This window comes from Streptomyces sp. NPDC039424 (assembly GCF_055639495.1).
The window spans coordinates 515,873-541,620 of sequence record NZ_JBVKAI010000001.1; the positions used below are offsets into that span (position 1 = coordinate 515,873).

The following is a 25,748-nucleotide window of genomic DNA, read 5'->3' on the forward strand; positions in this document are numbered from 1 at the left end:
TGCGGAGGCCATAGATGACTGAGCGTCAGAAGGACCGGCCGTGGCTGATGCGCACGTACGCCGGTCACTCCACCGCCGAGGCGTCCAACGAGCTGTACCGGCGCAACCTCGCCAAGGGCCAGACCGGCCTGTCGGTCGCGTTCGACCTGCCGACGCAGACCGGCTACGACTCCGACCACGTCCTCGCCCGCGGCGAGGTCGGCCGGGTCGGGGTGCCGGTCGCGCACCTCGGTGACATGCGCCGGCTGTTCCAGGACATCCCCCTGGAGCAGATGAACACCTCGATGACGATCAACGCCACGGCCATGTGGCTGCTGGCGCTCTACCAGGTCGTCGCCGAGGAGCAGGGTGCGGACGTCACCAAGCTCCAGGGCACGACCCAGAACGACATCGTCAAGGAGTACCTGTCCCGGGGCACCCATGTGTTCCCGCCGGGGCCCTCGCTCCGGCTGACGACGGACATGATCGCGTACACGGTCTCCCACCTGCCGAAGTGGAACCCGATCAACATCTGCAGCTACCACCTGCAGGAGGCGGGCGCCACACCGGTCCAGGAGATCGCGTACGCGATGTCGACCGCGATCGCGGTGCTGGACGCGGTCCGCGACTCCGGCCAGGTGCCGCAGGAGCGCATGGGCGACGTGGTCGGCCGGATCTCCTTCTTCGTGAACGCGGGCGTCCGCTTCGTCGAGGAGATGTGCAAGATGCGGGCGTTCGGCCGCATCTGGGACAAGGTCACGCGTGAGCGGTACGGCATCGAGAACCCCAAGCACCGCCGCTTCCGCTACGGCGTCCAGGTCAACTCCCTCGGCCTGACCGAGGCGCAGCCGGAGAACAACGTCCAGCGGATCGTGCTGGAGATGCTGGCGGTGACCCTCTCCAAGGACGCACGCGCGCGTGCCGTGCAGCTGCCCGCCTGGAACGAGGCGCTGGGCCTGCCCCGGCCCTGGGACCAGCAGTGGAGCCTGCGCATCCAGCAGGTGCTGGCGCACGAGAGCGACCTGCTGGAGTACGAGGACATCTTCGAGGGCTCGCACGTCATAGAGGCGAAGGTGTCGGCCCTGGTCGAGGAGTCCCTCGCGGAGATCGACCGCATCCAGGAGATGGGCGGCGCGATGGCCGCCGTGGAGTCCGGCTACCTGAAGTCGCAGCTGGTCTCCTCGCACGCCGAGCGCCGGGCCCGGATCGAGTCCGGGCAGGAGAAGATCGTCGGCGTCAACATCTTCGAGACGACCGAGCCGAACCCGCTGACGGCCGACCTGGACACCGCGATCCAGACCGTCGACCCCGCGGTCGAGGCCCGGGTCATCGCCTCGCTCCAGCACTGGCGCGACACGCGCTACCAGCCGCCCTTCAACCATCCGCGCCCCTGCAAGGCGCTGGAGCGGCTGAAGGAGGCCGCCAAGGGCACCGACAACCTGATGGAGGCCACCCTGGAGTGCGCCCGCGCCGGGGTGACGACCGGCGAGTGGGCCGGGGCCCTGCGTGAGGTGTTCGGCGAGTTCCGCGCGCCGACGGGCGTGTCCTCCGCGCCGGTGGCCGTTCCCGCCGAGGCGGGCTCGGCGATGGCCGAGGTCCGCGCCAGGGTGGACGCCACCGCCCGGGACCTCGGTGTCGGCAAGCTGCGCTTCCTGGTGGGCAAGCCGGGCCTGGACGGGCACTCCAACGGCGCCGAGCAGATCGCCGTACGGGCCCGCGACGCCGGCTTCGAGGTGGTCTACCAGGGCATACGCCTCACGCCGGAGCAGATCGTGGACGCGGCCCTCGCCGAGGACGTGCACGCGGTGGGCCTGTCGATCCTCTCCGGCTCGCACGCCCAGCTCGTCCCGGACGTGCTCGAACGGCTGCGTGTGGCCGGTGCCACAGACATTCCGGTGATCGCCGGTGGCATCATCCCTGGCGGGGACGCCGAACAGCTCAGGTCTGCCGGAGTTGCCGCGGTCTTCACCCCGAAGGACTTCGACATCACCGGAATCATCGGCCGCATCGTCGACGAGATCCGGAAAGCGAACAAGCTCGACCCCCTGGAGGTCCCCGCATGACCGTCAACCGTCTGCGTCCCCGCCGCTCGTGTCTCGCGGTCCCGGGAAGCAACCCGCGCTTCCTGGAGAAGGCGCAGGGCCTCCCGGCGGACCAGGTCTTCCTCGACCTGGAGGACGCGTGCGCGCCGCTCGCCAAGCCCGAGGCGCGGCACACCATCGTCAAGTTCCTCAACGAGGGCGACTGGACGGGCAAGACGCGGGTCGTGCGCGTCAACGACTGGACGACCGAGTGGACGTACCGGGACGTCGTCACGGTCGTCGAGGGCGCGGGCCCGAACCTCGACTGCATCATGCTGCCGAAGGTGCAGAACGCCCAGCAGATCGTGGCGCTGGACCTGCTGCTCACCCAGATCGAGAAGACCATGGGCTTCGAGGTCGGCCGGATCGGCATCGAGGCGCAGATCGAGAACGCCCAGGGCCTCAACAACGTCAACGAGATCGCGCAGGCCTCCCCGCGTATCGAGACGATCATCTTCGGCCCGGCCGACTTCATGGCGTCGATCAACATGAAGTCGCTGGTCGTGGGCGAGCAGCCGCCCGGCTACCCGGCGGACGCCTACCACTACATCCTGATGAAGATCCTGATGGCCGCCCGCGCCAACGACCTCCAGGCGATCGACGGCCCCTACCTGCAGATCCGCAACGTCGACGGCTACCGCGCGGTCGCCCAGCGCGCCGCCGCCCTCGGCTTCGACGGCAAGTGGGTGCTGCACCCGGGCCAGGTCGAGGCGTCCAACGAGATCTTCTCGCCCTCCCAGGAGGACTACGACCACGCCGAGCTGATCCTGGACGCGTACGACTACTACACGTCCGAGGCGGGCGGCAAGAAGGGCTCCGCGATGCTCGGCGACGAGATGATCGACGAGGCCAGCCGCAAGATGGCCCTGGTCATCTCCGGCAAGGGACGCGCCGCCGGCATGCGGCGCACCAGCAAGTTCGAGATCCCGGAGGCGTGACGGCCATGCAGTTCGGACGCACCTACGAGGAGTTCGAGGTCGGGGCGACGTACAAGCACTGGCCGGGCAAGACGGTCACCGAGTACGACGACCACCTGTTCTGTCTCCTCACCATGAACCACCACCCGCTCCACATGGACACCAACTATGCGGAGAAGACGACGGACTTCGGCAAGAACGTCGTCGTCGGGAATTACATCTACTCCCTGCTGCTCGGCATGTCCGTCCCGGACATCTCCGGCAAGGCGATCGCCAACCTGGAGATCGAGTCGCTCAAGCACGTGGCGCCGACCTTCCACGGCGACACGATCTACGGCCAGACGACCGTCCTCGACAAGTGGCCGTCGAAGTCGAAGAACGACCGCGGCATCGTCTACGTCGAGACCAAGGGCTACAAGCAGGACGGCACCCTCGTGTGCGTGTTCCGCCGCAAGGTGATGGTGCCGACCGAGACGTACATCAAGGAGCGCGGCGGCGAGCAGCCGGGCCGTCCCGAACTCAAGCAGCAGGAGAAGTAGGCCATGGCCCGTCTCGCCCAGACCGCCGGTCTGACCGACGTCCAGCAGGAGATCCTCTCCACCGTCCGCGACTTCGTGGACAAGGAGATCATCCCGGTCGCGACCGAGCTGGAGCACCGCGACGAGTACCCGCAAGCGATCGTCGACGGCCTGAAGGAACTCGGCCTGTTCGGTCTGATGATCCCCGAGGAGTACGGGGGCCTGGGCGAGTCGCTCCTGACGTACGCCCTGTGCGTGGAGGAGATCGCCCGCGGCTGGATGTCGGTCTCCGGCATCATCAACACGCACTTCATCGTGGCGTACATGCTCAAGCAGCACGGCACGCAGGAGCAGAAGGACCACTTCCTGCCCCGGATGGCGGCCGGTGACATCCGCGGCGCCTTCTCCATGTCGGAGCCGGGCCTGGGCTCCGATGTGTCGGCCATCACGTCCAAGGCGGTCAAGGACGGCGACGAGTACGTCCTGAACGGCCAGAAGATGTGGCTGACGAACGGCGGTACGTCCTCCTTGGTGGCCGTCCTGGTCCGAAGTGACGAAGGACACCCCGAGGGCACGGCGCCCCACAAGTCGATGACCACCTTCCTGGTGGAGAAGGAGCCCGGCTTCGGCGAGGTCCGCCCCGGCCTCACCATCCCGGGCAAGATCGACAAGATGGGCTACAAGGGGGTGGACACCACCGAGCTGATCATGGATGGCCTGCGGATTCCGGCCGATCGGGTGCTCGGGGGCGTCACCGGCCGAGGTTTTTACCAAATGATGGACGGCGTGGAGGTCGGCCGCGTCAACGTGGCGGCGCGTGGCTGCGGCGTCGCGCAGCGTGCGTTCGAACTGGGTGTCCGGTACGCCCAGCAGCGGCACACTTTCGGCAAGCCGATCGCCCAGCACCAGGCCATCCAGTTCAAACTCGCGGAGATGGCCACCAAGGTCGAGGCCGCTCATGCGATGATGGTGAACGCGGCTCGCAAAAAGGATTCCGGCGAACGAAACGACCTCGAAGCAGGGATGGCGAAGTACCTCGCCTCCGAGTACTGCAAGGAGGTCGTCGAGGACGCCTTCCGGATCCACGGCGGCTACGGCTTCTCCAAGGAGTACGAGATCGAGCGCCTCTACCGGGAGGCTCCGATGCTGCTGATCGGTGAAGGTACCGCCGAGATCCAGAAAATGATCATCGGTCGCCGGCTGCTCGAAGAGTATCGGTTCCAAGGCTGATTGTCCGGATACGGGGTGTTTTCTTCGAGAAGAAGATCACACCCCGTCAGCGCTCTTCGGCCGCCGACTCGGCTTCCTGGCTTGCCCAGTTGCGGCCCGCGACCGGTACCATCCGGTAAAGCCGCCGTCCCCCGTTCCAGCGCGGCATCATCCGCTACGAAGGTCATCCATGCCCCACAGCCAAACCTCTGCACCTCGCGACAGCCTGGTCGGCACACGCCTCGCGCGCGGAGCATCGCCGTGGCTTCTCCCGACCGTCGCCACCGCAGCCCTCAGCCTGGCCCGCGCGCGCCGCTCCGGCGCCGCCAAGGCCGTCGCCGTGCCCGCCACCGCGCTCGCCGCGGGCATGCTGTGGTTCTTCCGCGACCCCGAGCGCGAGATCGCCACGGGCCGGGTCATCTCGCCCGCCGACGGTGTGGTGCAGAGCATCATGCCGTGGAAGGACGGACGTACCCGCGTCGCGATCTTCATGAGCCCGCTCAATGTCCACGTCAACCGCGCGCCCCTGTCGGGCACCGTGACGTCGGTCGAGCACATCCCCGGTGGCTTCGTTCCCGCCTTCAACAAGGAGAGCGAGAACAACGAGCGCGTAGTCTGGCACTTCGACACCGAACTCGGCGACATCGAGATGATCCAGATCGCCGGTGCCGTGGCCCGTCGCATCGTGCCCTACATCCCGCAGGGGACGAAGGTCGAGCAGGGCGACCGCATCGGTCTGATCCGCTTCGGCTCGCGTGTCGACCTCTACCTGCCCGAGGGCGTGGAGGTCGCGGTCGAGGTCGGCCAGAAGACCGTGGCTGGGGTGACTCGCATTGACCGTGATTGATCCGGAGACACAGGCGGGCTGGGTGCCCGAGGCGGACGAGGTGGACGACGAGGAGGAGATGCCTCTTTCTCTCCGCCTCTCGATAGCGGACACCCTCACCCTCGGCAACGCCACGTGCGGCTTCATGGCGGTGTACTTCACCACCACCGGCATCCTGATCCCGCACCTCACCGGCAGCCAGGAATCCGGCATGGCCCGCCACAGCGCGGCCACGGCGGTCATCCTGATGCTGTGCGCGGCCGTCTTCGACCTGTTCGACGGCCTGGTGGCGAGGAAGCTGCGTTCCTCCCCCATGGGTGCGGAGCTGGACAACCTCTCCGACCTGATCAGCTTCGGGCTGGCGCCGGCGTACTTCGTCCTGGTCTACGGCATGGTCGCGAACGACGCGCACCAGAGAGTGGCGGCGCTCGGGGCGATCGTGGTGCTCCTGGCCGTCGTGCTCCGCCTGGCCCGCTTCTCCTGCGTGACGGTGAAGGACGGCACCTTCCAGGGCATGCCCTCGCCGTTCGGCGCGCTGACGGTCGTCTCGATCGTGCTGCTCGAGCTGCCCTTCGAGGCGACGCTCCTCGCCATCCTGGGGACGGCCTGGCTGATGGTGAGCCGTGTGGAGTACCCGAAGCCGCGGGGCCGCCTCGCCGTGGCCATGCTCTCCTGGATCGTCCTGTCGATGGGCCTCCTGGCCGCCTGGGCCTTCGACGCCCCCAGCGGCCAGCTCCTGCTCCAGGCCGGTTGCGCGCTGCAGCTCGTCATGGGCGCGGTGATCCCGCTGTTCGCCACGGCTCGCCGGGTGAACAACTTCCGCGACAACCGTCGTGAGGCTCGGGCGGCGCAGCTGCCGTAGCGCTCGCGCTTGGCGTCGGCCCCGGACCGGTATCGGTTCGGGGCCGTTCGCTTTTCGGTGGCCCGCAGTGGGTGCGGCCGTCTGCCGGGGGCTCCGCCCCCGGACCCAGGGGGGTCCGGGCTCAGGTCAGGAAGTCCCGCGCGATGTCCTCGGCCACCCGTTCCAGGATCGGGCCCGCGTCCGTGATGCATTTCGCGATGTCCGGCTCGAGGGCCGTCAGCGGGTAGGCGCGGCTGATTCCGGCCCGTTCCAGGGTCTGTGGTGGCAGCGCGAGCCGCCCGCAGACCGCCACGACGTCCTTTCCCGCCGCCCGGGCCGCCGCGGCGACCCCCGCGGGGGCCTTGCCGTGCAGTGTCTGGTCGTCCAGGGAGCCCTCACCGGTGATCACCAGGTCGGCGCGGGCGAGCGCGGGTGCGAAGCCGAGGACGTCGAGCATGACCTCGATGCCGGGGCGGAAGGCGGCGCCGAGGAGGAGGGCGCCGTACCCGATGCCGCCGGCCGCGCCGGCGCCCGCGGACGCGGCGTACTCGGCCGCCCGCGGCCCCACGGCCGCCTCCAGCACCTTCGCGTAGTGCGCCAGCGCCGCGTCCAGGGCCTCCACGTCGTCCGGCGAGGCACCCTTCTGCGGCCCGTACACCGCGGGCGCCCCCTTGGGCCCGGTCAGCGGGTTGTCTACGTCGCTGGCGAGCACCAGCTCGACCGAGGACAGCCGCGGGTCGAGGGCGGAGAGGTCCGCGCGGGCGAGGCCGGCGAGGCCCCCGCCGCCCGGCGGAACCGGCTCCCCGTCCTCGTCCAGGAACCGCGCGCCCAGCGCCGACAGCATTCCGGCGCCGCCGTCCGTCGTCGCGCTGCCGCCCACACCGAACACGATCGTGCGCGCCCCCGCGTCCAGCGCGGCCCGCAGCAGCTCCCCAGAGCCGTAGGTGGAGGCGGTGAGCGGGGCGAAGACGCCGGACGGCAGCCGCTGCAGGCCGCTCGCCTCCGCCATCTCCACCACCGCAGTGTCACCGCGCAGTGCGAACGCGGCGGTCACCTCCCGCCCCAGCGGCCCCGCGACCCGGACCTCCCGCCGCTCGAACCCGGCGGCGACCGCCGCGTCCACGGTGCCGTCGCCGCCGTCGGCGACGGGCAGCGCCTCCACCTCCAGGTCCGGCACGACCCGGCGCAGCCCGGCCGTCACCCGCTCGGCGACCCGCACGGCCGTCAGCGAGCCCTTGAACTTGTCCGCGGCGACGAGCACCCGTCGGGTCCCGTCCACTGCAGCGTCCGCCACCTTGCCATCCCCTTGCTCTCCGGGCCCGTCGCACGTCAGGGCCAGTCGCGCCGCTGCGACCATAACCGGCGGACACCCCCGCCGTCATGCGCCCCCGAAGCCTGGGAACCTCCTGGCAGCCGGCTGTGCCCGCACCGGAAACCGGGTACACCTCAGCCATGACGACTGTGGGCACCGAGCCGGAACTCGCCGACCGCATCCACGGTGGCTGGCTGGGCCGGATCGCCGGCAACATGCTCGGCAAACCGGTCGAGCAGGGCGAGGTGTGGACGCGCGACCGCATCGACCGCTATCTGCGGCAGGCCGCCGCCCTGCCCCTCACCGACTACCTCCCCGAGCCGGCCGACGCCGCCGACGGCCTCGCGCTGCGCCCCGAGTGGCGCGAGTGCGTACGCGGGCGCGTCCACGGCAGCTGCCGGGACGACGACGTCGACTACGCCATCCTCGGTCTGCACCTGCTGGAGACCCACGGCTTCGACTTCAGCACCGAGCAGGTCGGCGACCTGTGGCTGCTGCGGCTGCCGTACCTGCAGACGTTCACCGCGGAGCGGGCGGCCTACCGCAATCTCACCGCCGGGCTGAAACCGCCGCTCACGGCCACGTACGACAACCCGTACCAGGAGTGGATCGGCGCCCTGATCCGCGCCGACGTCTACGGCTGGACCCGCCCGGGCGCCCCGGGCCACGCCGCCGCGCTGGCCCGCCGGGACGCGGTGCTGTCCCACACCGGCAACGGCGTGTACGGCGCGATGTTCGCGGCGGCCCTGATCTCGGCCGCGTTCACCGCCCCGACCGTACGGCACGCCCTCGACACGGCGCTCACCGTCATCCCGGCGAGCAGCCGCCTGGCCCGTACCGTACGCCGGGTCGCCTCCCTCCACGACACCCGCATGACCTGGGAGGACACCCTCGCCACGGTGTCCGAGGAGACCGCCGGGCTCGGCTGGATCCACACCGTCCCGAACGCGGCCGTGCTCACCGCCGGCCTCCTCTACGGCGACGGCGACTTCACCCGCACCATCACCCTCACCGTCCGCGGCGGCCTGGACACCGACTCCAACGGCGCCACGGCCGGCTCGGTGAGCGGGGTCATGAACGGCGCGGCGGGCATCCCGGCGCACTGGACGGACCCCTTGGAGGACACGGTCCGCAGCGCGGTCTTCGGCTTCGACGGCGTACGCATCAGCGCGCTGGCGGAACGCACCCTGCGCCTGGCGACGGCGCGCTCCAGCCCGGTGGCGGCTGGTTACCCTTCCTGAATGACCACGACTGACGACTTCGCCGCGTACATCGCGGGCCTGCCCCGCGTCCTCGCCGGTGCCGCCGCCCTCTTCCGGGACGACGAGGGGCGGGTGCTGCTCGTCGAGCCGAACTACCGGGAGGGCTGGGCGCTGCCGGGCGGCACCGTGGAGTCCGACGACGGGGAGACCCCGCGCCGGGGCGCGCGCCGCGAGACGCTGGAGGAGATCGGGCTCGACGTGGAGCTGGGCCGGCTGCTGGCGGTGGACTGGGTGCACGGCACGGGACGCCCGCCGCTGGTGGCGTACCTCTACGACGGCGGCGTCCTCACCGACGCCGACCTCAAGGCGATCCGCCTGCAGGAGGAGGAGCTGCTGTCCTGGCGCCTCGTCCCCCGCGAGGAGATCACTAGCCACCTGCCGGGCGCGCTGGGCCGCCGGGTCCTTGCCGCGCTCGACGTGCTGGCGGAGGGCTCGGGGACGGCGGAGCTGGAGAACGGTCACCGGGTGGGCTGACCGAGCGGGGATCCGGCCGGCGATTTGTCGGCCGAGGGCGGTTTGACCGGGTGCGGTGCTGGGACTCGGGCAGCCAGGCACAACTGGTGGAGTACGTCCGCGGTCGGGGCGCGGACGAATCCGTGGGGAGTTCCAGGACATCCGGCGCCCGAGGCGCCCCGTCACCACACACCATCGCCGGTGCCGACGAAAGGACAAGCCATGAGCACCCCGCATCCCGACCCCGAAGCACGGACCGACGAGACCTCCGCCGAGGAGACCCAGGCCGCGCTGATCGATCTCGCGAACAGCGTCGCCCTGGTCCCGCAGGCACCCCCGCCCGAGGGGGAGGAGCCCCCCGAGGGCGCCCTGGCCCTGCCGGTGATCGAACAGGACGGCAACCGCTACGTCCCCGTCTTCACGTCGGACGACGCGCTGGCGGCGGCCGGGGCCGACCCGGACACGGCGATCAGGATCCCGGTGGTCGAGCTGGCCGCGAGCTGGCCCCAGGAGGACCTGTGGCTGGCGGTCGACCCGTCCACCGAGGACGGCCTCGCCCTCCCCTCCGACCTGGTACGGGCGCTGCCCCAGTTCGCCGGGATCGGCACGTCGGGGCGCCCGAGCGGTCAGGAACACGGCACCGGAGAACCCGGCCAGAGCCCGACCGCGTGAGGGGCCGCGGCGGATATCCGTTCGCCGCGCCACGGCCTCCCGCCCTACCCTCGGCCCCATGTCCAAGCCCCTCGTCGCCATCCTGACCGGCGCCGGTGTCTCCACCGACTCCGGCATCCCCGACTACCGCGGCCCCAACGGGCTGTGGCGCAAGGATCCGGAGGCCGAGAAGCTCGTGACGTACGAGTACTACATGGGCGACCCGGAGATCAGGCGCCGGTCGTGGCAGATGCGGCGGGGGAACAGGGCGCTGCGGGCGGAGCCGAACGCCGCGCACCGGGCGGTGGCCGAGCTGGAGCGGGCCGGGTTCCCGGTGCGGGTGATCACGCAGAACGTGGACGGGCTGCACCAGCTCGCCGGGATGCCCGCCCGCAAGGTGCTGGAGCTGCACGGCACCGCGCGGAGCGTGGTGTGTACGCGGTGCCATGCCCGGGGTCCCATGGAGGACGCGCTCGCCCGTGTCGAGGCCGGTGAGGAGGATCCGCCGTGCCGGGAGTGCGGCGGGATCCTGAAGTCGGCCACGGTCATGTTCGGGGAGCGGCTCGATCCGGTGGTGCTGGGCGACGCCCTGGCGATCGCCAAGGCCTGCCAGGTGTTTTTCGCCGTGGGCAGCAGCCTTCAGGTGCAGCCCGCCGCCGGGCTGGTCGGCGTCGCCGCCGACCACGGCGCCCGGCTGGTGGTCGTGAACGCCGAGCCGACCCCGTACGACGACCTCGCCGAGGAGGTCGTACGGGAGCCGATCGGCACGGCGCTGCCGCGGCTGCTGGCCGCACTGCGCGAGGAGTACGGCGGCGACCGGCTCGGCACGGTTTAGAACAGGGCCGTCCCGCGTTCGAAGTCCAGCAGCCGCTGCTTGCGTTCCAGGCCGCCGCCGTAGCCGGTGAGGCCGCCGCCCGCGCCGATCACCCGGTGGCAGGGGACGATGATGCCGATCGGGTTCCTGCCGTTGGCCAGGCCGACGGCCCGGGAGGCGCCGGGGTTGCCGAGGGCGCCGGCGAGTTCGCCGTAGGAGCGGGTCTCGCCGTAGGGGATGCGGCGCAGCTGGTCCCATACGCTGCGCTGGAACGGGGTTCCGTGCAGGCGCAGTTCGATGCCGAACTCCTTCAGCTCCCCGGCGAAGTAGGCGGTGAGCTGCTCCCGCGCCTCGGCGAAGGGCGTTTCGTCGCGGTCGCCGAAGGTCTCCTCGGGCGGGCGGTGGCGCTGGCCGGTCATGTAGAGGCCGCACAGCACTCCGTCGTCGTCGGCGACGAGGGTGAGGGGGCCGTAGGGGCTGTCGACGAGCGTGTGCTGCTTCATGAGACGTCCTTGAACGGGCTTATACGGGAAGGAAGTTGATCGGGTGGCTGTCGGTCGCCCACAGGTACTGCACCGCGTACGCCCGCCAGGGCCGCCAGGCCGCCGCGCGCGCGGTGAGCGCGGCCGGGGTCGAGGGCAGGCCCAACTCCTGGGCGGCGCGCCGGATGCCGAGGTCGGTGGGGAGGAAGGCGTCGGGGTCGCCGAGGGCGCGCATCGCGATGACGTCGACCGTCCAGGGCCCGAAGCCGGGGAGGGCGAGCAGCCGGGCGCGGGCTTCGGCCCAGTCGCTCTCCACCCCCAAGTGGAGTGATCCGTCGGCGAGTTCGCGGACCAGGGTGGTGAAGGTGGTGCGCCGGGTGCGGGGCATCGCCAGGGTCTCGGGGTCGAGGGCGGCGAGCGCCTCGGGTGAGGGGAAGAGGTGGGTGAGGCCGCCCTCGGGGTCGTCGACGGGCTTGCCGTGGGCGGTGACCAGCCGGGCGGCGTGGGTGCGGGCGGCGGCCGTGGAGACCTGCTGGCCCAGCACGGCCCGCACGGCGAACTCGGCCTCGTCGACAGTGCGCGGCACGCGCCGGCCGGGGGCCTTGCCGACCAGCGGGGAAAGGACGGGGTCGGTGCGCAGCTGGTCGTCGACGGCGACGGGGTCGGCGTCCAGGTCGAGCAGGCGGCGGCAGCGGCTGATGGCGACGGTGAGGTCGCGCAGGTCGCTGAGGGTGAGGCGGCAGGCGATGTGGTCCGGTGTGGGCGTCAGCGCCGCGATGCCGTGCCCGTACGGCAGCCGGAGCGTGCGCCGGTAGGCGCCGTCCCGCCACTCCTCCACGCCGGGTACGGCGGTCGCCGCGAGGTGCCCGAAGAGGTTGTCGGGGTTGAGCGGGGCGCGGAACGGCAGCCGCAGCGACAGGGCGCCCGGTGCGCCGGGAGCGCTCCTTCGGGGCACCCGGGCGCGCAGGTCGCTCGGTGAGAGGGCGAAGACCTCGCGGACGGTGTCGTTGAAGGTGCGGATCGAGGAGAATCCGGCCGCGAAGGCGAGGTCCGCCATGGGCAGCTGGGTGGTCTCGATGAGCAGCCGGGCGGTCTGGGCGCGCTGGGCACGGGCGAGCGCGAGCGGCCCCGCCCCCAGTTCGGCGAGGAGCTGGCGCTCGACCTGCCGGGTGCTGTAGCCGAGGCGGGCGGCGAGGCCGGGCACGCCGTCGCGGTCCACCACCCCGTCGGCGATCAGCCGCATGGCGCGGGCCACCAGGTCGGCGCGCTGGTTCCACTCCGGGGAGCCGGGGCTGGTGTCGGGGCGGCAGCGCTTGCAGGCCCGGAATCCGGCCTGCTGGCAGGCGGCGGCGCTCGGGTAGAAGGTCATGTTCTCGGGCTTGGGCGGCACGGCCGGGCAGCTGGGCCGGCAGTAGATACGGGTGGTCAGGACGGCGGTGAAGAACCAGCCGTCGAAGCGGGCGTCCTTCGACTGCACGGCGCGCACACAGCGCTCCCGGTCGGCGTGCATCCCTGTCTGCATGCGTCCAGGATCGCCGACCGGCCGCGGCCGGGCTGGCGGGAATCCGACATCAGCCTCACGTGCCCTGCGCCTGCCCGGATCACGGAGTGATCCGCCGATCGCGCGGCAAGCGCCGCGTCGTCACCCCGTGACTATGCGCGGTGGACGGTGACGCCGCCGATCAGGCTCAGCTTGGTGATGCGCGGCTCGGCGCCGTCCGGGATGCCGATGTCCGTCAGGTCGACCTCGGCGCCGCCGACGAGGGAGGCGGTGACGGTCCGCTCATGCGGCCTCAGCCGAGCTGCCGGGCGAACGCCTCGTACGCCCGGTCGTCGAAGAGGACGAACCGGACCTCCTCCACGGCCGTGTCCGTGGCGCGGACCGTCTCCACCGCGATGCGGGCGCCGTCGTCCATCGGCCAGCCGTAGACGCCGGTGGAGACGGCCGGGAACGCGACCGTGCGGGCGCCGAGTTCGTCCGCCGCCTTCAGGGACTCCCGGTAGCAGGAGGCGAGCAGCGCCGAGCGGTCCTCGCGGGACGACCAGACCGGGCCCACGGTGTGGATCACCCAGCGGGCGTCCAGGTCGCCGGCCGTGGTGGCGACCGCCCGGCCGGTGGGCAGGCCCTTGCCGTACCGGGAGGCGCGCAGCGCCCGGCACTCCTCGAGGATCGCTGGGCCGCCTCGGCGGTGGATGGCGCCGTCGACGCCTCCGCCGCCGAGGAGGGAGGAGTTGGCGGCGTTGACGATCGCGTCGGCGGTCTGCCGGGTGATGTCGCCGCGCACGAGGGTGAGGGTGGTCATGTCTGCCGCAGCCTCCTCCACACGGCCTTGGCCGCGTTGTGCCCCGACATGCCGTGCACGCCGGGTCCGGGCGGGGTGGCCGAGGAGCAGATGAAGACGGCCGGGTGCGGGGTGCTGTACGGGGACAGCGACAGCTTGGGGCGCAGCAGGAGCTGCAGGCCGGAGACGGCGCCGGAGGCGATGTCGCCGCCGACGTAGTTGGCGTTTCGGGCGGCCAGTTCGGGCGGGCCTGCGGTGGCGCGGGCCAGGACGCGGTCGCGGAAGCCGGGGGCGAAGCGCTCCAGCTGCCGCTCGATGGCGTCGGTGAGGTCGCCGGTCCAGCCGTGGGGGACGTGGCCGTAGGCCCAGAAGACCTGCTTGCCCTCGGGGGCCCGGGTGGGGTCGGCGACGCCTGGCTGGACGGTGATGAGGAAGGGCGGGTCGGGTGCGCGGTCCTCCCGGAACACCGCGTTCAGGGCGGAACCGATCTCCGCGCTGTCCGCGCCGATCTGCACGGTGCCGGCGCGGCGCGCCTCGGGCGCGGTCCACGGGACCGGGCCGTCCAGCGCGTAGTCGATCTTGAAGACGCCAGGGCCGTAGCGGTAGCCGTCGTAGTAGCGGCCGAAGCCGGCGATGCGGGCCAGGGCGGTGGGCGAGGTGTCGAAGACGTAGGCGCGGGCGGGGGGCAGGTCGTCCAGGCGCTTGACCTCGTAGTCGGTGTGCACGGTGCCGCCGAGGTCGGTCAGGTAGGCGGCGAGGGCGTCGGAGATCGACTGGGAGCCGCCGCGGGCCACGGGCCAGCCCCGGGCGTGCGCGGACAGGGCGAAGACCAGACCGATGGCGCCGGTGGCGAAGCCGTCGAGCGGGGCCATGACGTGGGCGACGAGCCCGGCGAAGAGGGTCCTGGCGCGCTCGTCGTGGAAGCGGCGCATCAGCCAGGTGGAGGGCGGCAGCCCGGCCAGGCCGAACCGGGCGAGGGTGACCGGGTCGCGGGGCAGCGCGGTGAGCGGCAGGGACATGAAGTCGCGGGCCAGGGTGTCCCACCGGGTGAGGAAGGGCGCGACGAGCCTGCGGTACGCCCCCGCGTCGCGGGGCCCGAAGGAGGCGGCCGTCTCGGCGACGGACCGGGCCAGCACGGCGGCCGAGCCGTCCGGGAAGGGGTGCGCCATGGGCAGCTCGGGCTGCAGCCACTCCAAGCCGTAGCGCTCCAGGGGCATCGCGCGGAAGGCGGGCGAGTTGATCCCGAGGGGGTGGGCGGCGGAGCAGGGGTCGTGGCGGAAGCCGGGCAGGGTGAGCTCTTCGGTGCGGGCGCCCCCGCCCACGGTGTCGCGGGCCTCGAAGAGGGCGACGGAGAAGCCGCGGCGGGCCAGCTCCACGGCGGCCGTCAGGCCGTTCGGTCCCGCACCCACCACGACCGCATCGAGCATCGACGGCACCTTGGGACCCCTTCGTCAGCCGATGGCCACTCGGCCTCAGCATATGCCGGGGCGGTGACAGGACCCGGCCTCGGGTGGGGTCGGCCGGGTGACGCGGGCGGCCGGCGGTGGTGAGCCGCGCGGCGGCCCGGCCGTCGGCGGCCTGTCACGCCGTGCCGCGCAGCAGTTCCACCACCCGGCGGGCCGTGGCCGCGTCCCGGGCCGCGGTGAACGGCAGGGCGTTGCCGCCGGTGATACGGAACGGCTCGCCCGCGAGCGTGCGGTGGGCGCCGCCCGCCTCCTCGACCAGCAGCAGCCCGGCCGCGTGATCCCAAGCCGCCTCCCAGGAGAAGGCGGTGGCATCCAACTCGCCGCGGGCGACGGCCAGATACTCAAGTCCCGCGGAGCCGCAGGGGCGCGGCGCCACGCCCGGCGTCCACAGGCCGAGCAGGGCGCGCTTCTGCTCGTCCGTGGTGTAGTCCGGGTGGGAGGTGGCAACGCGCAGGTCCCGGGCGGGGTCGGGGGCGCCGGCGTGCAGCGGCTCGCCGTCCAGGAAGGCGCCCTCGCCCCGTACGGCGGTGGCGAGTTGGTCGCGGGCGGGCGCGTACGTCCAGGAGGCGAGTGTGACGCCCCGGTGGGCGAGGGCGACCAGTGTGCAGAAGCCGTCGTCGCCGTGCACGAACTGCCGGGTGCCGTCGACCGGGTCGACGATCCAGACCGGCGCGTCGCCCTGGATGGCCTCGTAGGTCGCCGGGTTGGCGTGCACCGCCTCCTCGCCGACGACGACGGAGCCGGGCAGGAGGGCGCCGAGCCTCTCGGTGAGGTACAGCTCCGCCAGGCGGTCGGCGTCGGTCACCAGGTCGTGCGGCCCGCTCTTCTGGTCGACCTCGTGCGCGGCGAGCCGGCGGAAGCGGGGCAGGATCTCGGCGGCGGCCGCCTTGCGGACGGCTTCCTCGACGTCGGCCGCGTGGCTGGTGACGAACCCGCTGAGAAACTCGTCGATGGTTTCCATGTCTTCGATCATGTCTCCATGAGAGCACGTGGCTCTGACAATCCCCGCCGGGGTGGTGGACACCGGGTGGAATCGGGATGAAGAAGCGGGGCGTCAGCGGCCCACCGCGTACCCCTGCATCCCGCGGGCATTGGCCGCGGCCGACAGGATGCCGCTGTGCGGATCCCGGGCCACCGCGCACAGCCGCCCCTCCGACCAGGCCGGACCGACCGTGACGTGGTGGCCGCGGCGCCGGAGTTCCGCCACGGCCGCGGGGTCGAGGCGGGACTCGACGGTCACGCTGCCGGGGCGCCGGCCGCGCGGGTGGAAGGAGCTGGGGAAGCTGTCGTTGTGCCAGTTCGGGGCGTCGATGGCGCCCTGGAGGTCGAGGCCGCCGCGGACCCGGTCGCGCAGGGCGACGGCCAGGAAGAAGTGCAGCTGCCACTGGTCCTGCTGGTCGCCGCCGGGGGTGCCGAAGGCCAGGACCGGCGCCTGGTCGCGCAGGGCGAGGGAGGGGCTGAGGGTAGTACGGGGGCGGCGGCCGGGGGTGAGGGAGTTCGGCAGGCCCTCCTCCAGCCACGTCATCTGCAGCCGGGTGCCGAGCGGGAAGCCGAGCTCGGGCACGACCGGGTTGGACTGGAGCCAGCCGCCGCTGGGCGTCGCGGCGATCATGTTGCCCCAGCGGTCGACGACGTCGATGTGGCAGGTGTCGCCGCGGGTACCGCCGTGGGCGGTGATCTCGGGCTCGCCCGGAGTCCCCAGGACGGTCGGCTCACCGGCCCCCAGGGAGCTGAGGCCGGGCTCCGCGGCGGCCACCGCGCCCGCCCCCGCGGGCAGCCGGGGGATCCGCCCGCCGGGGCTGCCGGGCCGCAGGTCGTGGGAGGCCCTGGCGCCGACGAGGGCCCGTCGCCCGGCGTTGTACTCACGCGACAGCAGGTCGTCGAGCGGTACCTCGGCCGCGTCCCCGTACCAGGCCTCGCGGTCGGCCATGGCGAGCTTGCAGCCCTCGATCAGCAGGTGGACGTAGTCCGCGCAGCCGTACGGGGGCAGCTCGGGCGGGAGCAGGGCGAGCTGCTGGAGGAGGGCCGGGCCCTGGCTCCAGGGGCCGGCCTTGCACAGGGTCCAGCCGTTCCATTCGTAGGTCGCGGGAGTCTCGTAGGCCGCGGACCAGGCGGCGAGGTCGGCGGCGGTGAGCGTGCCGGTGTGCCGCTCGCCGCTGGTGTCCAGGGTGGGCCGCGCGGCCTGCCGCACCAGCGCCTCGGCGATGAAGCCGCGGCGCCACACCTCTCGCGCGGCCTCGATCCGGGCCTCCCGGTCCCCGGCCCCGGCGGTCTCGACCAGCAGCCGCTTCCAGGTGGCGGCGAGCGCGGGGTTGCGCAGCAGCGCGCCGGGCCGGGGCGGTGTGCCGTCCGGCAGGTACACCGCCGCCGAGGAGGTCCACTCGGTCTCGAACAGCTCCCGTACGCTCGCCACGGCCCTGCCGACGTTCTCCACCGGCGCGTGCCCGTGCTCGGCGTACCCGATGGCGTACTTCAGGACCTCGTCGAGGGGCCGGGTGCCGTGGTCGCGCAGCAGGAGCAGCCAGGCGTCGAAGGCGCCGGGGACGGCCGCGGCCAGGGGGCCCGTGCCGGGTACGAGGTCCAGGCCGAGTCCCCGGTAGTGCGCGACCGTGGCGCCGGCCGGTGCCACGCCCTGCCCGCACAGCACGCGCACCTCGCCGCCCGCCGGGGCGAGGAGGACCGGCACCTCGCCGGCCGGACCGTTGAGGTGCGGTTCCACCACATGCAGCACGAACGCGCCCGCGACGGCCGCGTCGTAGGCGTTGCCGCCGCCCTCCAGTACGGCCATCGCCGACTGCGAGGCCAGCCAGTGGGTGGAGGAGACCATGCCGAAGGACCCTTGAAGCGTGGGTCGGGTGGTGAAGCGCATCTCTCACCTCAAGGCTTCAGTGGTCCATGGCCGGACAGCAGGCTACCGATCCCGCCCGCGGACCGGCCGGGAGGGATTCGGCCGCAAAACAGCCGGATGTCCGCAACCGCCGGGAGCTCACGGCCCGTCAACAGCACTTCACCGTCACCGCACAGGCACGGAGCGAGTTGGCACTTCCGCCCCACAGACAGTCGTGTGACACTGTCGTCCCGTCCGCGGTGCGGACCCCTCCGCACACCCCCCACGAGAAGTGCGCCGTGCGTCACCTTCCTCTGCCGCTCGCTCTTACCGCGCGCCTGTCGCCGGTGGCCGTACTGGCCACGGCCGGCTGGGCGCTGGCGTCCGGTCCGCTGGCCGCGGTCCCGGCCGCGGGGCACCGGCCGGCCCAGGAGACGGCCGCCCAGTCGCCCTCGGCGCCCTCCTCGACGGCCGCGCCCAAGACCTTCACCGGCGCGCCCGCGCCCTGCGGCAGTGTGACCGCGGGGACCGTCAAGTCGCTGGTGCCGGGGGCCAAGACGGCCGGGAAGGAGATCCCGTCCACCGACAGCACGCTGCGCCGTACCTGCTCCTGGAACGCGCTCAAGGGGTACGACTACCGCTGGCTCGACGTCTCCTTCGAGATCACGGAGTCGGACCGGACGGCACAGGACGAGTACAAGCGGCGCGTCACGGAGAAAAGCGGCGGAGGGGATGTCCCGGGCGTCGGTGACGCCGGCTACTCCGTCGTGAACCTCACCACCGAGGACAAGCAGCAGACCCGTGAGGGCCTGGTGCTGGTGCGCGTCTCCAACGCGCTGGTGGTGGTCACGTACAACGGCAGCGACTTCGAGACGAGGAAGGCGCCCGGTACGGACGTCATCAACAAGGGGGCCATCAAGGCGGCCAAGGACGCGGTGACGGCCCTGGAGGGCAGCAGGAGCGGCTGACCGCGCTCCAGGACCGCCCTCCAGGGGCATGTGCCGGGCCCGTCAGGACACGGCCTCCGCGGGCTCCTTCCGCCCGGTCAGCAGCGTCAGCGCCAGGTACAGCGTCAGCGAGGTGCCCAGGCCCACCGCCCAGCCGTAGTCGGCCAGCGAGGCCAGCGCCGGGATGGGCCGGCCGTCGATCAGCGGCTTGAACGTGGCGCCGCCGACCGCCAGCACACCGCCGGCCAGGAAGGCGACGACCGCCCGCCAGTTCCAGCCGCCGTCGTACCAGTAGCGCCCGCCCGTGCGGTACAGGTCGGTCAGGTCCAGGCGGGTGCGGCGCAGGATCCAGTAGTCGGCGATGAGGATGCCGGCGACCGTGCCGAGCAGACCGCCGACCAGGCCGAGCCAGGTGAAGATGTAGCCCTGCGGGTCGGAGTACAGCTTCCACGGGAAGATCAGCACGCCGAGGACGCAGGTGGCGAGGGCGCCGGTGCGGAAGCTTATCTTCCGGGGCGCGATGTTGGAGAAGTCGAAGGCCGGCGAGACCAGGTTGGCCGCGATGTTCACCGACAGGGTCGCCACCAGCACGGTCACCAGCGCGTACAGCAGGCCCACCACGCTGTCCGTCTTGGCGGCCAGCTGGACCGGGTCCCAGATCGGCTTGCCGTACACCGCCTGCGAACCGGAGGTCACCAGCACGGAGAGGAAGGCGAACAGGGTCATGGTGGTCGGCAGGCCGAGGGCCTGGCCCCAGGTCTGCGCCTTCTGGCTCTTGCCGTACCGGGTGAAGTCGGGGATGTTCAGGGACAGGGTGGACCAGAAGCCGATCATGCCCATCAGGGACGGCCAGAACAACTTCCAGAAGTCCCCGTCCCAGCCGAGGCTGGACGGCTGGTCGAAGAGCGGGCCGAGGCCGCCGGCCTTGTCGCTCATCCACCACAGCATCACGAACGCGCCGACCAGCACGAAGGGCGCCGCCCAGTTCTCGAAGCGGCGGATCGTCTCCATGCCCCGGTAGATGATCGCGACCTGGATCACCCAGAAGATCGCGAACGACAGCCACATGGTCCAGGGGTAGCCGCCGATGTGGGAGGCGTTCGACCAGCTGTCGCCGATCAGTTTCCCGGCGAGGAAGAAGATGGCCTCGCCGCCGATCCAGGTCTGGATGCCGAACCAGCCGCACGCCACCAACGCCCGTACGACCGCCGGGAGGTTGGCGCCGCGCACGCCGAAGGAGGCGCGGGCGAAGACCGGGAAGGGGATGCCGTACTTCGGTCCCGCGTGCCCGGTGAGCAGCATCGGGACGAGCACGATCAGGTTGGCCAGCGCGATGGTGAACACGGCCTGCTTCCAGTCCATGCCCACCGCGATGAGCCCGGAGGCCAGGGTCCAGGAGGCCGTGTTGTGGGCCATGCCGACCCACAGCGCGCAGAAGTTGTACGTGGTCCAGGTGCGCCTGGCGACGGGGACCGGGAGCAGGTCCTCGTTGGCGTACGGACCGCTCGGCGGCGGGGAGCCCGGGGCGAGCTCGACGCGTCCGTCGGGGAGGCTGACTTGGCTGGACATCGGTATGGCCGTGGGAGCGGTGTCGGTCATGGGCAGGCCAATCAAGTGAGGTGGGTCGGGAGAGGCCGTGCGGGTGGCGGGGAGGGGGGTGCGCGGGGAACGCGTCCTGGCCCCCTTCCCGGGCGGGAAGGGGGAGTTCGATGGGCGGGGAGGGGGGACGGTCAGCCGTTGACGGCCGGGATCACCGTCGCCCCGTAGGCGTCGATGACCGCTTCCTGCGCGTCGTGCATGTCGTACACCGCGAACTGGTCGACGCCCAGCTCGCGCAGGGCGTTCAGCTTCTCGATGTGCTTCTCCACCGGGCCGATCACGCAGAACCGGTCCACGATCTCGTCCGGCACGAACTGGGTGTCGGGGTTGCCGCTGCGCCCGTGGTGCGAGTAGTCGTAGCCCTCGCGGGCCTTGATGTAGTCGGTGAGTTCGTCGGGGACGGCCGCCGAGTGCTCGCCGTACTTGGCGACCAGGTCGGCGACGTGGTTGCCGACCATCCCGCCGAACCACCGGCACTGCTCGCGCGCGTGGGCGAGCGCCTCGGGCGAGTCGTCCTCGGTGACGTAGGCGGGGGCGGCGACGCAGATCCTCACCTCGGACGGGTCGCGCCCGGCCGCCACGGCCGCGTCCTTCACGGCCTTCACCATGTACTCGGTGAGGTACAGGTCCGACAGCTGGAGGATGAACCCGTCGGCCTCCTCGCCGGTCATCTTCAGCGCCTTCGGCCCGTACGCGGCCATCCACACGGGAAGTTCGGCGCCCGGCCGGATCCACGGGAACCGGATCACCGTACCGCCGAGGTCGGCCTCCTCGCCCCGGCCGAGGGCCCGGATGACCTTCATGGCCTCGCTGATGCGGGCGAGGGTGTTGGGCTTGCGCCCCGCCACTCGCATGGCGGAGTCGCCGCGGCCGATGCCGCAGACGGTGCGGTTGCCGAACATGTCGTTGAGGGTGGCGAAGGTGGAGGCGGTGACCTCCCAGGTGCGGGTGCCCGGGTTGGTGACCATCGGGCCGACCTTCAGCGTCGAGGTGTTCGACAGGATCTGGCTGTAGATCACGAACGGCTCCTGCCACAGCACGGCGGAGTCGAAGGTCCAGCCGTAGGTGAAGCCGTTGCTCTCGGCCCGCTGCATCAGGCTGACGACGCGGGAGGCCGGCGGGTCGGTCTGCAGGACGAGTCCGAAGTCCATGGGCGCCACTCCTAGGTGAGGTACTGACAGGTGGAGCGCGGGGTGTAGACGCCGTGCCCGGCGTGTCCGGTGTACTCCCGCTCGGTGATGACGGGCTCGCCGCGCGAGAGCACGGTCTCCACACGGCCGGTGACGCGCCTGCCCTCGTACGCCGAGTAGTCGACGTTCATGTGATGGGTCTCGGCGGAGATCACCTGCTCGGCGTGCGGGTCGTAGACGACGACGTCGGCGTCGGCGCCGGGGGCGATGGTGCCCTTCTTCGGGTACAGGCCGAACATCCGCGCCGGGGTGGCGCAGGCGATCTCGATCCAGCGGCGGCGGGAGATGTGCCCGTCGAGGACGGCCTGGTGGAGCAGGTCCATGCGGTTCTCCACACCCGGCAGACCGTTGGGGATCTTGGAGAAGTCGCCGCGGCCCAGCTCCTTCTGGCCCTCGAAGCAGAAGGGGCAGTGGTCGGTGGAGACGACCTGCAGGTCGTTGGTGCGCAGGCCCCGCCACAGGGCGGCCTGGTGCTCCCTCGGCCGCAGAGGCGTCGAGCACACGTACTTCGCGCCCTCGAAGTCCGGCTCGGCGAGGTTGTCGGTGGACAGGAACAGATACTGCGGGCAGGTCTCGCCGAAGACGTTCAGCCCCTCGTCGCGGGCCCGGGTCAGCTCGGCGACCGCCTCCGTCGCCGAGACGTGCACGACGTACAGCGGCGCGCCCGCGACCTGGGCCAGCCGGATGGCACGGTGGGTGGCCTCGGCCTCCAGCAGTGCCTTGCGGACCTCCCCGTGGTAGCGCGGGTCGGTCTCGCCGCGGGCCAGGGCCTGCTCCACCAGGACGTCGATGGCGATGCCGTTCTCCGCGTGCATCATGATCAGTCCGCCGTTGTCGGCGGAGCGCTGCATGGCGCGCAGGATCTGGCCGTCGTCGCTGTAGAAGACGCCCGGGTAGGCCATGAACTGCTTGAAGGAGGTCACGCCCTCCTCCACCAACAGGTCCATCTCCTTCAGCGTCTCCTGGTTCACATCGGAGACGATCATGTGGAAGCCGTAGTCGATCGCGCAGTTGCCCTCGGCCTTGGCGTGCCAGGCGTCCAGGCCCTCGCGCAGGGAGTGGCCGACGCTCTGCACCGCGAAGTCGACGATCGTGGTCGTACCGCCCCAGGCGGCGGCCCGGGTGCCGGTCTCGAAGGTGTCGGAGGCGAAGGTGCCGCCGAACGGCAGCTCCATGTGGGTGTGGGCGTCGACCCCGCCCGGGATGACGTACTTCCCGGTGGCGTCGATGGTGCGGTCGGCCGTCCAGGCCTCGGCGGCCGGGGTGCCGCTCGCGGCGAGGGCGGCGATGCGGCCGTCCTCGATCAGGACGTCGGCGTGGATCTCGTCGGACGCGGTGATGACGAGACCGCCGCGGATGACGGTACGGCTGCTCATACTCCCTCTCCTGCCGTGGTCAACGCTGGTGTCGTGCAGGTCGGTACGGGCCGCCCGCCGGCCCCGCTGAGCCGGACCGGCAGGCGCTTTCGCCGACTACGGAGCGGTCAGCGGGGAGTAGGCCTCCGGGCGGCGGTCCCGGTAGAACTGCCAGCGGTCGCGGACCTCGCGCAGCTTGGCCAGGTCCAGGTCGCGGACGACGAGTTCGGTCTCCTTGTCGCTCGCCACCTCGCCGACGAACTGGGCCTCGGGGTCGACGAAGTAGGTGGTGCCGTAGAAGTCGTTGTCGCCGAGGTCCTCCACGCCGACCCGGTTGATGGCGCCGACGAAGTACTCGTTGGCGACCGCCGCCGCCGGCTGCTCCAGCTGCCACAGGTAGCGGGACAGGCCGCGCGAGGTGGCCGACGGGTTGAAGACGATCTCCGCGCCCGCCAGGCCCAGGGCGCGCCAGCCCTCGGGGAAGTGGCGGTCGTAGCAGATGTAGACGCCGATCTTCCCGACGGCGGTGTCGAAGACGGGCCAGCCGACGTTGCCGGGACGGAAGTAGAACTTCTCCCAGAAGCCCGGCACTTGGGGGATGTGGTGTTTGCGGTACTTGCCGAGGTAGGAACCGTCGGCGTCGATCACGGCGGCGGTGTTGTAGAGGACGCCGGGCTGCTCCTCCTCGTACATCGGCAGGACCAGGACGAGGCCCAGTTCCTTCGCGAGGGCCTGGAAGCGCCGCACGATCGGGCCCTCGGGGATCTGCTCGGCGTACTCGTAGAACGCCTTGTCCTGAACCTGGCAGAAGTACGGTCCGTAGAACAGTTCCTGGAAGCACAGGACCTGAGCACCCTGCGCGGCCGCGTCGCGGGCCGCCTGCTCGTGTACCTGGATCATCGATTCCTTGTCGCCGGTCCAGGCGGTCTGGAAGAGGGCGGCACGGATCACTCTGCTCATCGGGACCTCCGGTCGCTCGGTGTGCGGCGAGCCTAGGAAGTCGCGGATGCGGCTTTGAGTTGCATCGTGTCACGTCTGCGGGCGTGCGGCGTGTCACCGTGTCACGTCTTGCTCGGCTCATGTTTCACCGCCGTTTTCGCAGGTCGTCGCATGTTTCAGCCCTGTTGCGCGTCGTGCGCGAGGAGCGCGATGTGCACCGAGGCCGCCTGTTCGAAGTCGTCCAGGTCGACGCCGAGGCGCGCCTGTATCGCCTCCAGGCGGCGGTAGAGCGCGGGCCGGGAGACATGGTGGAGCTGGGCGGTGCGGGACTTGTTGCGGCCGCTGGCGAGGTAGGTGCGCAGAACGTTCAGCAGGTCCTGGCCGGCGCCGCACAGCAGCCCGTCCAGCTCCCGCTCGGCGAACGACTGCACGTGCGGGTCGTCGCGCAGCAACCTGATCAGGCCGCGCAGATGGACGTCCCTGAGGCGGACGACGGCCGGCAGGTCCAGCGCGGCCGGGGAGTCGGCCACGGCGTCCGCGACGTGCTGGGCCTCGCGCAGACCGGCGGGCACCTCGTCCCAGACGGTCCGCGGATCGGCCGCCGCGACCACCGTGCGGGCCTGACCGGACTCGGTGCGCAGCCGGGTCGCGAAGTGTGCCGCGAGCGCCGCCGCGTCCTGGTCCCGGGCGAGGCTGAGCAGCACGGCGGTGGCGCCGTCGGCGAGCTCGGCGACGAGCCCCGACAGGCCCAGCAGCCGCAGCGTGCGGTCGAGCCGGGCGGGTTCCACGTCCCGGACGACGAGGGGTACGAAGGTCCGCCGGTTGACCGGCAGCCCCGCCGCGCGCGCCCGCGGCAGCAGCTGCCGCGCCGGTACGACCCCGGAGACCAGGTCGGTCAGCAGGCTCTGCGCGGACTGCTCCTCCCAGCTGTGGGCGGGGCCGCCGCCGAGCATGCGGTGCAGGACGAGGGCCTCGGCGGCGCGGTCGGCGAGCAGCCGCCCGGTGGCGGTGTCGCCCCGGTGTCCGCACAGCACGATCCAGCCCCACCGCTCTCCGCGCCCGCCCAGGTCGGCGCGGATCCAGCCGTCGCCCGTGCCGCCGCCCGCCTGCCGGGCGATGCGCTCCCAGTCGCGCAGTACGTCGTCCACCGCGGACCGCTCCCCCGCCGTGGCCAGGACACGGTGGGCGAGGTTGGTGACGACGACGGGACAGCCGCTGTGCTGGGCCACCTCGTCGAGCAGCCGTTGCAGCGGGGCGCCCGCGGTGATGAGTCCGGTGAGGGCGGTGCGTACCGCCTCCGACAGGCTGACGGCGGCGAACTTCCGCCGGACCAGCCGGGACTGGACCTCCTCGGTGAGCTCGGCGAACGGGAACGGCCGGTGCAGCACGACCAGCGGCAGCCCGCACCGCTCGGCGGCCCGGCGCATCACCTCCGGCGGGGCCGGGAAGGCCCGGCCCAGGCCCAGGACGACGGCCGCGGCCTCCGCGCGGTGCAGGGACTGGATGTACTCGGCCTGCTTGCCCTCGTCACCGGCGAGGAGGACCCCGGTGGTGAGCACCATCTCGCCGCCGCTGAGCATCACCCCGACGTCGGGGGCCTCGGCGACGTGCACCCAGCGCACGGGCCGGTCGAGCTGGCCGGCGCCGGCCACCACCTCGGGCTCCCCGGCGAGCACCCGCTCCAGGGTGAGGACCTGCCGGACCGACAGGGCGGGTTCCAGGGTCGCCAGGGTCTCGAAGGTGGTGGTCATCGCCGTGTTCCCTTGCTCAGGTGCCGCTCATGGCAGCTCGTTTCGGG

At 71.9% G+C, this 25,748-nt stretch carries 23 protein-coding genes; 11 read left to right on the forward strand and 12 right to left on the reverse strand.

Annotated elements, in window-relative coordinates; translation table 11 throughout:
- Positions 1-14: 14 nt before the first annotated feature.
- The 6 genes from ACZ7L0_RS02410 (at position 15) to pssA (ending at position 6,392) form a co-directional block, all read left to right on the forward strand.
- On the forward strand, positions 15-2,042 hold the full coding sequence (locus ACZ7L0_RS02410; RefSeq protein ID WP_471240511.1) for a protein meaA: 2,028 nt from the start codon (positions 15-17) through the stop codon (positions 2,040-2,042).
- Positions 2,039-2,998: an HpcH/HpaI aldolase/citrate lyase family protein gene (locus ACZ7L0_RS02415; RefSeq protein WP_471240512.1), complete on the forward strand. Its 960-nt coding sequence runs from the start codon at positions 2,039-2,041 to the stop codon at positions 2,996-2,998. Before ACZ7L0_RS02410 ends, ACZ7L0_RS02415 begins: the two co-directional genes overlap by 4 nt.
- A gap of 5 nt (positions 2,999-3,003) precedes the next feature.
- Positions 3,004-3,516 (forward strand): MaoC family dehydratase, encoded by a 513-nt coding sequence (locus ACZ7L0_RS02420; protein WP_062716551.1) that lies wholly within the window; start codon positions 3,004-3,006, stop codon positions 3,514-3,516.
- Positions 3,517-3,519: 3 nt separating this feature from the next.
- On the forward strand, positions 3,520-4,725 hold the full coding sequence (locus ACZ7L0_RS02425; RefSeq protein WP_471240513.1) for an acyl-CoA dehydrogenase family protein: 1,206 nt from the start codon (positions 3,520-3,522) through the stop codon (positions 4,723-4,725).
- 169 nt (positions 4,726-4,894) lie between these two features.
- Complete coding sequence (locus ACZ7L0_RS02430) at positions 4,895-5,551, forward strand: phosphatidylserine decarboxylase (protein ID WP_471240514.1); 657 nt, start codon at positions 4,895-4,897, stop codon at positions 5,549-5,551.
- A 22-nt stretch (positions 5,552-5,573) separates the two neighbouring features.
- Positions 5,574-6,392, forward strand: coding sequence for a CDP-diacylglycerol--serine O-phosphatidyltransferase (pssA, locus tag ACZ7L0_RS02435; protein ID WP_471240966.1), 819 nt, complete (start codon positions 5,574-5,576; stop codon positions 6,390-6,392).
- Positions 6,393-6,513: 121 nt separating this feature from the next.
- Here the strand turns inward: pssA and ACZ7L0_RS02440 are convergent, their stop codons facing one another.
- Entirely contained in the window at positions 6,514-7,650 is a 1,137-nt protein-coding gene (locus tag ACZ7L0_RS02440; RefSeq protein WP_471240967.1) for a glycerate kinase, read from the reverse strand.
- 173 nt (positions 7,651-7,823) lie between these two features.
- On the opposite strand from ACZ7L0_RS02440, the gene ACZ7L0_RS02445 reads away from it, so the two are divergent.
- From ACZ7L0_RS02445 to ACZ7L0_RS02460, 4 genes are all read left to right on the forward strand, one after another.
- A complete protein-coding gene (locus ACZ7L0_RS02445; RefSeq protein WP_471240515.1) occupies positions 7,824-8,924 on the forward strand; it encodes an ADP-ribosylglycohydrolase family protein in 1,101 nt (366 codons plus the stop codon).
- The gene (locus ACZ7L0_RS02450) at positions 8,925-9,419 is read left to right on the forward strand and encodes an NUDIX domain-containing protein (protein WP_471240516.1); all 495 of its coding nucleotides are present in this window, start codon (positions 8,925-8,927) and stop codon (positions 9,417-9,419) included.
- 201 nt (positions 9,420-9,620) lie between these two features.
- Complete coding sequence (locus ACZ7L0_RS02455; RefSeq protein WP_471240517.1) at positions 9,621-10,070, forward strand: SseB family protein; 450 nt, start codon at positions 9,621-9,623, stop codon at positions 10,068-10,070.
- A 58-nt stretch (positions 10,071-10,128) separates the two neighbouring features.
- Positions 10,129-10,884 carry an SIR2 family NAD-dependent protein deacylase gene (locus ACZ7L0_RS02460; protein ID WP_471240518.1) on the forward strand — a complete coding sequence of 252 codons (756 nt, stop codon included), beginning with the start codon at positions 10,129-10,131 and terminating at the stop codon, positions 10,882-10,884.
- Here the strand turns inward: ACZ7L0_RS02460 and ACZ7L0_RS02465 are convergent.
- The 6 genes from ACZ7L0_RS02465 to ACZ7L0_RS02490 all read right to left on the reverse strand — a co-directional run bounded on the left by ACZ7L0_RS02465 (position 10,881) and on the right by ACZ7L0_RS02490 (position 17,962).
- Entirely contained in the window at positions 10,881-11,366 is a 486-nt protein-coding gene (locus ACZ7L0_RS02465; RefSeq protein ID WP_471240519.1) for a methylated-DNA--[protein]-cysteine S-methyltransferase, read from the reverse strand. The two genes, ACZ7L0_RS02460 and ACZ7L0_RS02465, sit on opposite strands and share 4 nt — an antisense overlap.
- Positions 11,367-11,385: 19 nt before the next feature.
- The gene (locus ACZ7L0_RS02470) at positions 11,386-12,855 is read right to left on the reverse strand and encodes an AlkA N-terminal domain-containing protein (RefSeq protein ID WP_471240968.1); all 1,470 of its coding nucleotides are present in this window, start codon (positions 12,853-12,855) and stop codon (positions 11,386-11,388) included.
- A 283-nt stretch (positions 12,856-13,138) separates the two neighbouring features.
- Positions 13,139-13,648, reverse strand: coding sequence for an O-acetyl-ADP-ribose deacetylase (locus ACZ7L0_RS02475; RefSeq protein ID WP_471240520.1), 510 nt, complete (start codon positions 13,646-13,648; stop codon positions 13,139-13,141).
- Positions 13,645-15,054 carry a phytoene desaturase family protein gene (locus ACZ7L0_RS02480; protein ID WP_471240521.1) on the reverse strand — a complete coding sequence of 470 codons (1,410 nt, stop codon included), beginning with the start codon at positions 15,052-15,054 and terminating at the stop codon, positions 13,645-13,647. Before ACZ7L0_RS02480 ends, ACZ7L0_RS02475 begins: the two co-directional genes overlap by 4 nt.
- Positions 15,055-15,208: 154 nt before the next feature.
- A complete protein-coding gene (locus tag ACZ7L0_RS02485; RefSeq protein WP_471240522.1) occupies positions 15,209-16,066 on the reverse strand; it encodes an inositol monophosphatase family protein in 858 nt (285 codons plus the stop codon).
- Positions 16,067-16,147: 81 nt separating this feature from the next.
- Positions 16,148-17,962 carry a gamma-glutamyltransferase family protein gene (locus ACZ7L0_RS02490; protein ID WP_471240523.1) on the reverse strand — a complete coding sequence of 605 codons (1,815 nt, stop codon included), beginning with the start codon at positions 17,960-17,962 and terminating at the stop codon, positions 16,148-16,150.
- A 257-nt stretch (positions 17,963-18,219) separates the two neighbouring features.
- Between ACZ7L0_RS02490 and ACZ7L0_RS02495 the strand changes: the two genes are divergently transcribed.
- The gene (locus ACZ7L0_RS02495) at positions 18,220-18,888 is read left to right on the forward strand and encodes a hypothetical protein (RefSeq protein ID WP_471240524.1); all 669 of its coding nucleotides are present in this window, start codon (positions 18,220-18,222) and stop codon (positions 18,886-18,888) included.
- Positions 18,889-18,930: 42 nt separating this feature from the next.
- On the opposite strand, the gene ACZ7L0_RS02500 is transcribed toward ACZ7L0_RS02495, so the two are convergent.
- The 5 genes from ACZ7L0_RS02500 to ACZ7L0_RS02520 all read right to left on the reverse strand — a co-directional run bounded on the left by ACZ7L0_RS02500 (position 18,931) and on the right by ACZ7L0_RS02520 (position 25,701).
- Positions 18,931-20,466, reverse strand: coding sequence for an NCS1 family nucleobase:cation symporter-1 (locus ACZ7L0_RS02500; RefSeq protein WP_471240525.1), 1,536 nt, complete (start codon positions 20,464-20,466; stop codon positions 18,931-18,933).
- A gap of 131 nt (positions 20,467-20,597) precedes the next feature.
- Complete coding sequence (locus ACZ7L0_RS02505) at positions 20,598-21,617, reverse strand: TIGR03842 family LLM class F420-dependent oxidoreductase (protein WP_471240526.1); 1,020 nt, start codon at positions 21,615-21,617, stop codon at positions 20,598-20,600.
- Between the two features lie 11 nt (positions 21,618-21,628).
- Complete coding sequence (gene hydA / locus ACZ7L0_RS02510; protein WP_471240527.1) at positions 21,629-23,032, reverse strand: dihydropyrimidinase; 1,404 nt, start codon at positions 23,030-23,032, stop codon at positions 21,629-21,631.
- Between the two features lie 96 nt (positions 23,033-23,128).
- Positions 23,129-23,971 carry a nitrilase-related carbon-nitrogen hydrolase gene (locus ACZ7L0_RS02515; protein WP_471240528.1) on the reverse strand — a complete coding sequence of 281 codons (843 nt, stop codon included), beginning with the start codon at positions 23,969-23,971 and terminating at the stop codon, positions 23,129-23,131.
- 155 nt (positions 23,972-24,126) lie between these two features.
- Positions 24,127-25,701: a PucR family transcriptional regulator gene (locus ACZ7L0_RS02520; RefSeq protein ID WP_471240529.1), complete on the reverse strand. Its 1,575-nt coding sequence runs from the start codon at positions 25,699-25,701 to the stop codon at positions 24,127-24,129.
- Positions 25,702-25,748 lie beyond the last annotated feature (47 nt).

What these genes read in the sequence shown, in the direction of transcription:
- ACZ7L0_RS02410 (WP_471240511.1), top strand. Translation starts at nt 15, where the DNA reads ATGACTGAGCGTCAGAAGGACCGGCCGTGGCTGATGCGCACGTACGCC.
- ACZ7L0_RS02415 (WP_471240512.1), top strand. Translation starts at nt 2,039, where the DNA reads ATGACCGTCAACCGTCTGCGTCCCCGCCGCTCGTGTCTCGCGGTCCCG.
- ACZ7L0_RS02420 (WP_062716551.1), top strand. Translation starts at nt 3,004, where the DNA reads ATGCAGTTCGGACGCACCTACGAGGAGTTCGAGGTCGGGGCGACGTAC.
- ACZ7L0_RS02425 (WP_471240513.1), top strand. Translation starts at nt 3,520, where the DNA reads ATGGCCCGTCTCGCCCAGACCGCCGGTCTGACCGACGTCCAGCAGGAG.
- ACZ7L0_RS02430 (WP_471240514.1), top strand. Translation starts at nt 4,895, where the DNA reads ATGCCCCACAGCCAAACCTCTGCACCTCGCGACAGCCTGGTCGGCACA.
- ACZ7L0_RS02445 (WP_471240515.1), top strand. Translation starts at nt 7,824, where the DNA reads ATGACGACTGTGGGCACCGAGCCGGAACTCGCCGACCGCATCCACGGT.
- ACZ7L0_RS02450 (WP_471240516.1), top strand. Translation starts at nt 8,925, where the DNA reads ATGACCACGACTGACGACTTCGCCGCGTACATCGCGGGCCTGCCCCGC.
- ACZ7L0_RS02455 (WP_471240517.1), top strand. Translation starts at nt 9,621, where the DNA reads ATGAGCACCCCGCATCCCGACCCCGAAGCACGGACCGACGAGACCTCC.
- ACZ7L0_RS02460 (WP_471240518.1), top strand. Translation starts at nt 10,129, where the DNA reads ATGTCCAAGCCCCTCGTCGCCATCCTGACCGGCGCCGGTGTCTCCACC.
- ACZ7L0_RS02465 (WP_471240519.1), bottom strand. Translation starts at nt 11,366, where the DNA reads ATGAAGCAGCACACGCTCGTCGACAGCCCCTACGGCCCCCTCACCCTC.
- ACZ7L0_RS02470 (WP_471240968.1), bottom strand. Translation starts at nt 12,855, where the DNA reads ATGCACGCCGACCGGGAGCGCTGTGTGCGCGCCGTGCAGTCGAAGGAC.
- ACZ7L0_RS02475 (WP_471240520.1), bottom strand. Translation starts at nt 13,648, where the DNA reads ATGACCACCCTCACCCTCGTGCGCGGCGACATCACCCGGCAGACCGCC.
- ACZ7L0_RS02480 (WP_471240521.1), bottom strand. Translation starts at nt 15,054, where the DNA reads ATGCTCGATGCGGTCGTGGTGGGTGCGGGACCGAACGGCCTGACGGCC.
- ACZ7L0_RS02485 (WP_471240522.1), bottom strand. Translation starts at nt 16,066, where the DNA reads ATGATCGAAGACATGGAAACCATCGACGAGTTTCTCAGCGGGTTCGTC.
- ACZ7L0_RS02490 (WP_471240523.1), bottom strand. Translation starts at nt 17,962, where the DNA reads ATGCGCTTCACCACCCGACCCACGCTTCAAGGGTCCTTCGGCATGGTC.
- ACZ7L0_RS02500 (WP_471240525.1), bottom strand. Translation starts at nt 20,466, where the DNA reads ATGACCGACACCGCTCCCACGGCCATACCGATGTCCAGCCAAGTCAGC.
- ACZ7L0_RS02505 (WP_471240526.1), bottom strand. Translation starts at nt 21,617, where the DNA reads ATGGACTTCGGACTCGTCCTGCAGACCGACCCGCCGGCCTCCCGCGTC.
- hydA (WP_471240527.1), bottom strand. Translation starts at nt 23,032, where the DNA reads ATGAGCAGCCGTACCGTCATCCGCGGCGGTCTCGTCATCACCGCGTCC.
- ACZ7L0_RS02515 (WP_471240528.1), bottom strand. Translation starts at nt 23,971, where the DNA reads ATGAGCAGAGTGATCCGTGCCGCCCTCTTCCAGACCGCCTGGACCGGC.
- ACZ7L0_RS02520 (WP_471240529.1), bottom strand. Translation starts at nt 25,701, where the DNA reads ATGACCACCACCTTCGAGACCCTGGCGACCCTGGAACCCGCCCTGTCG.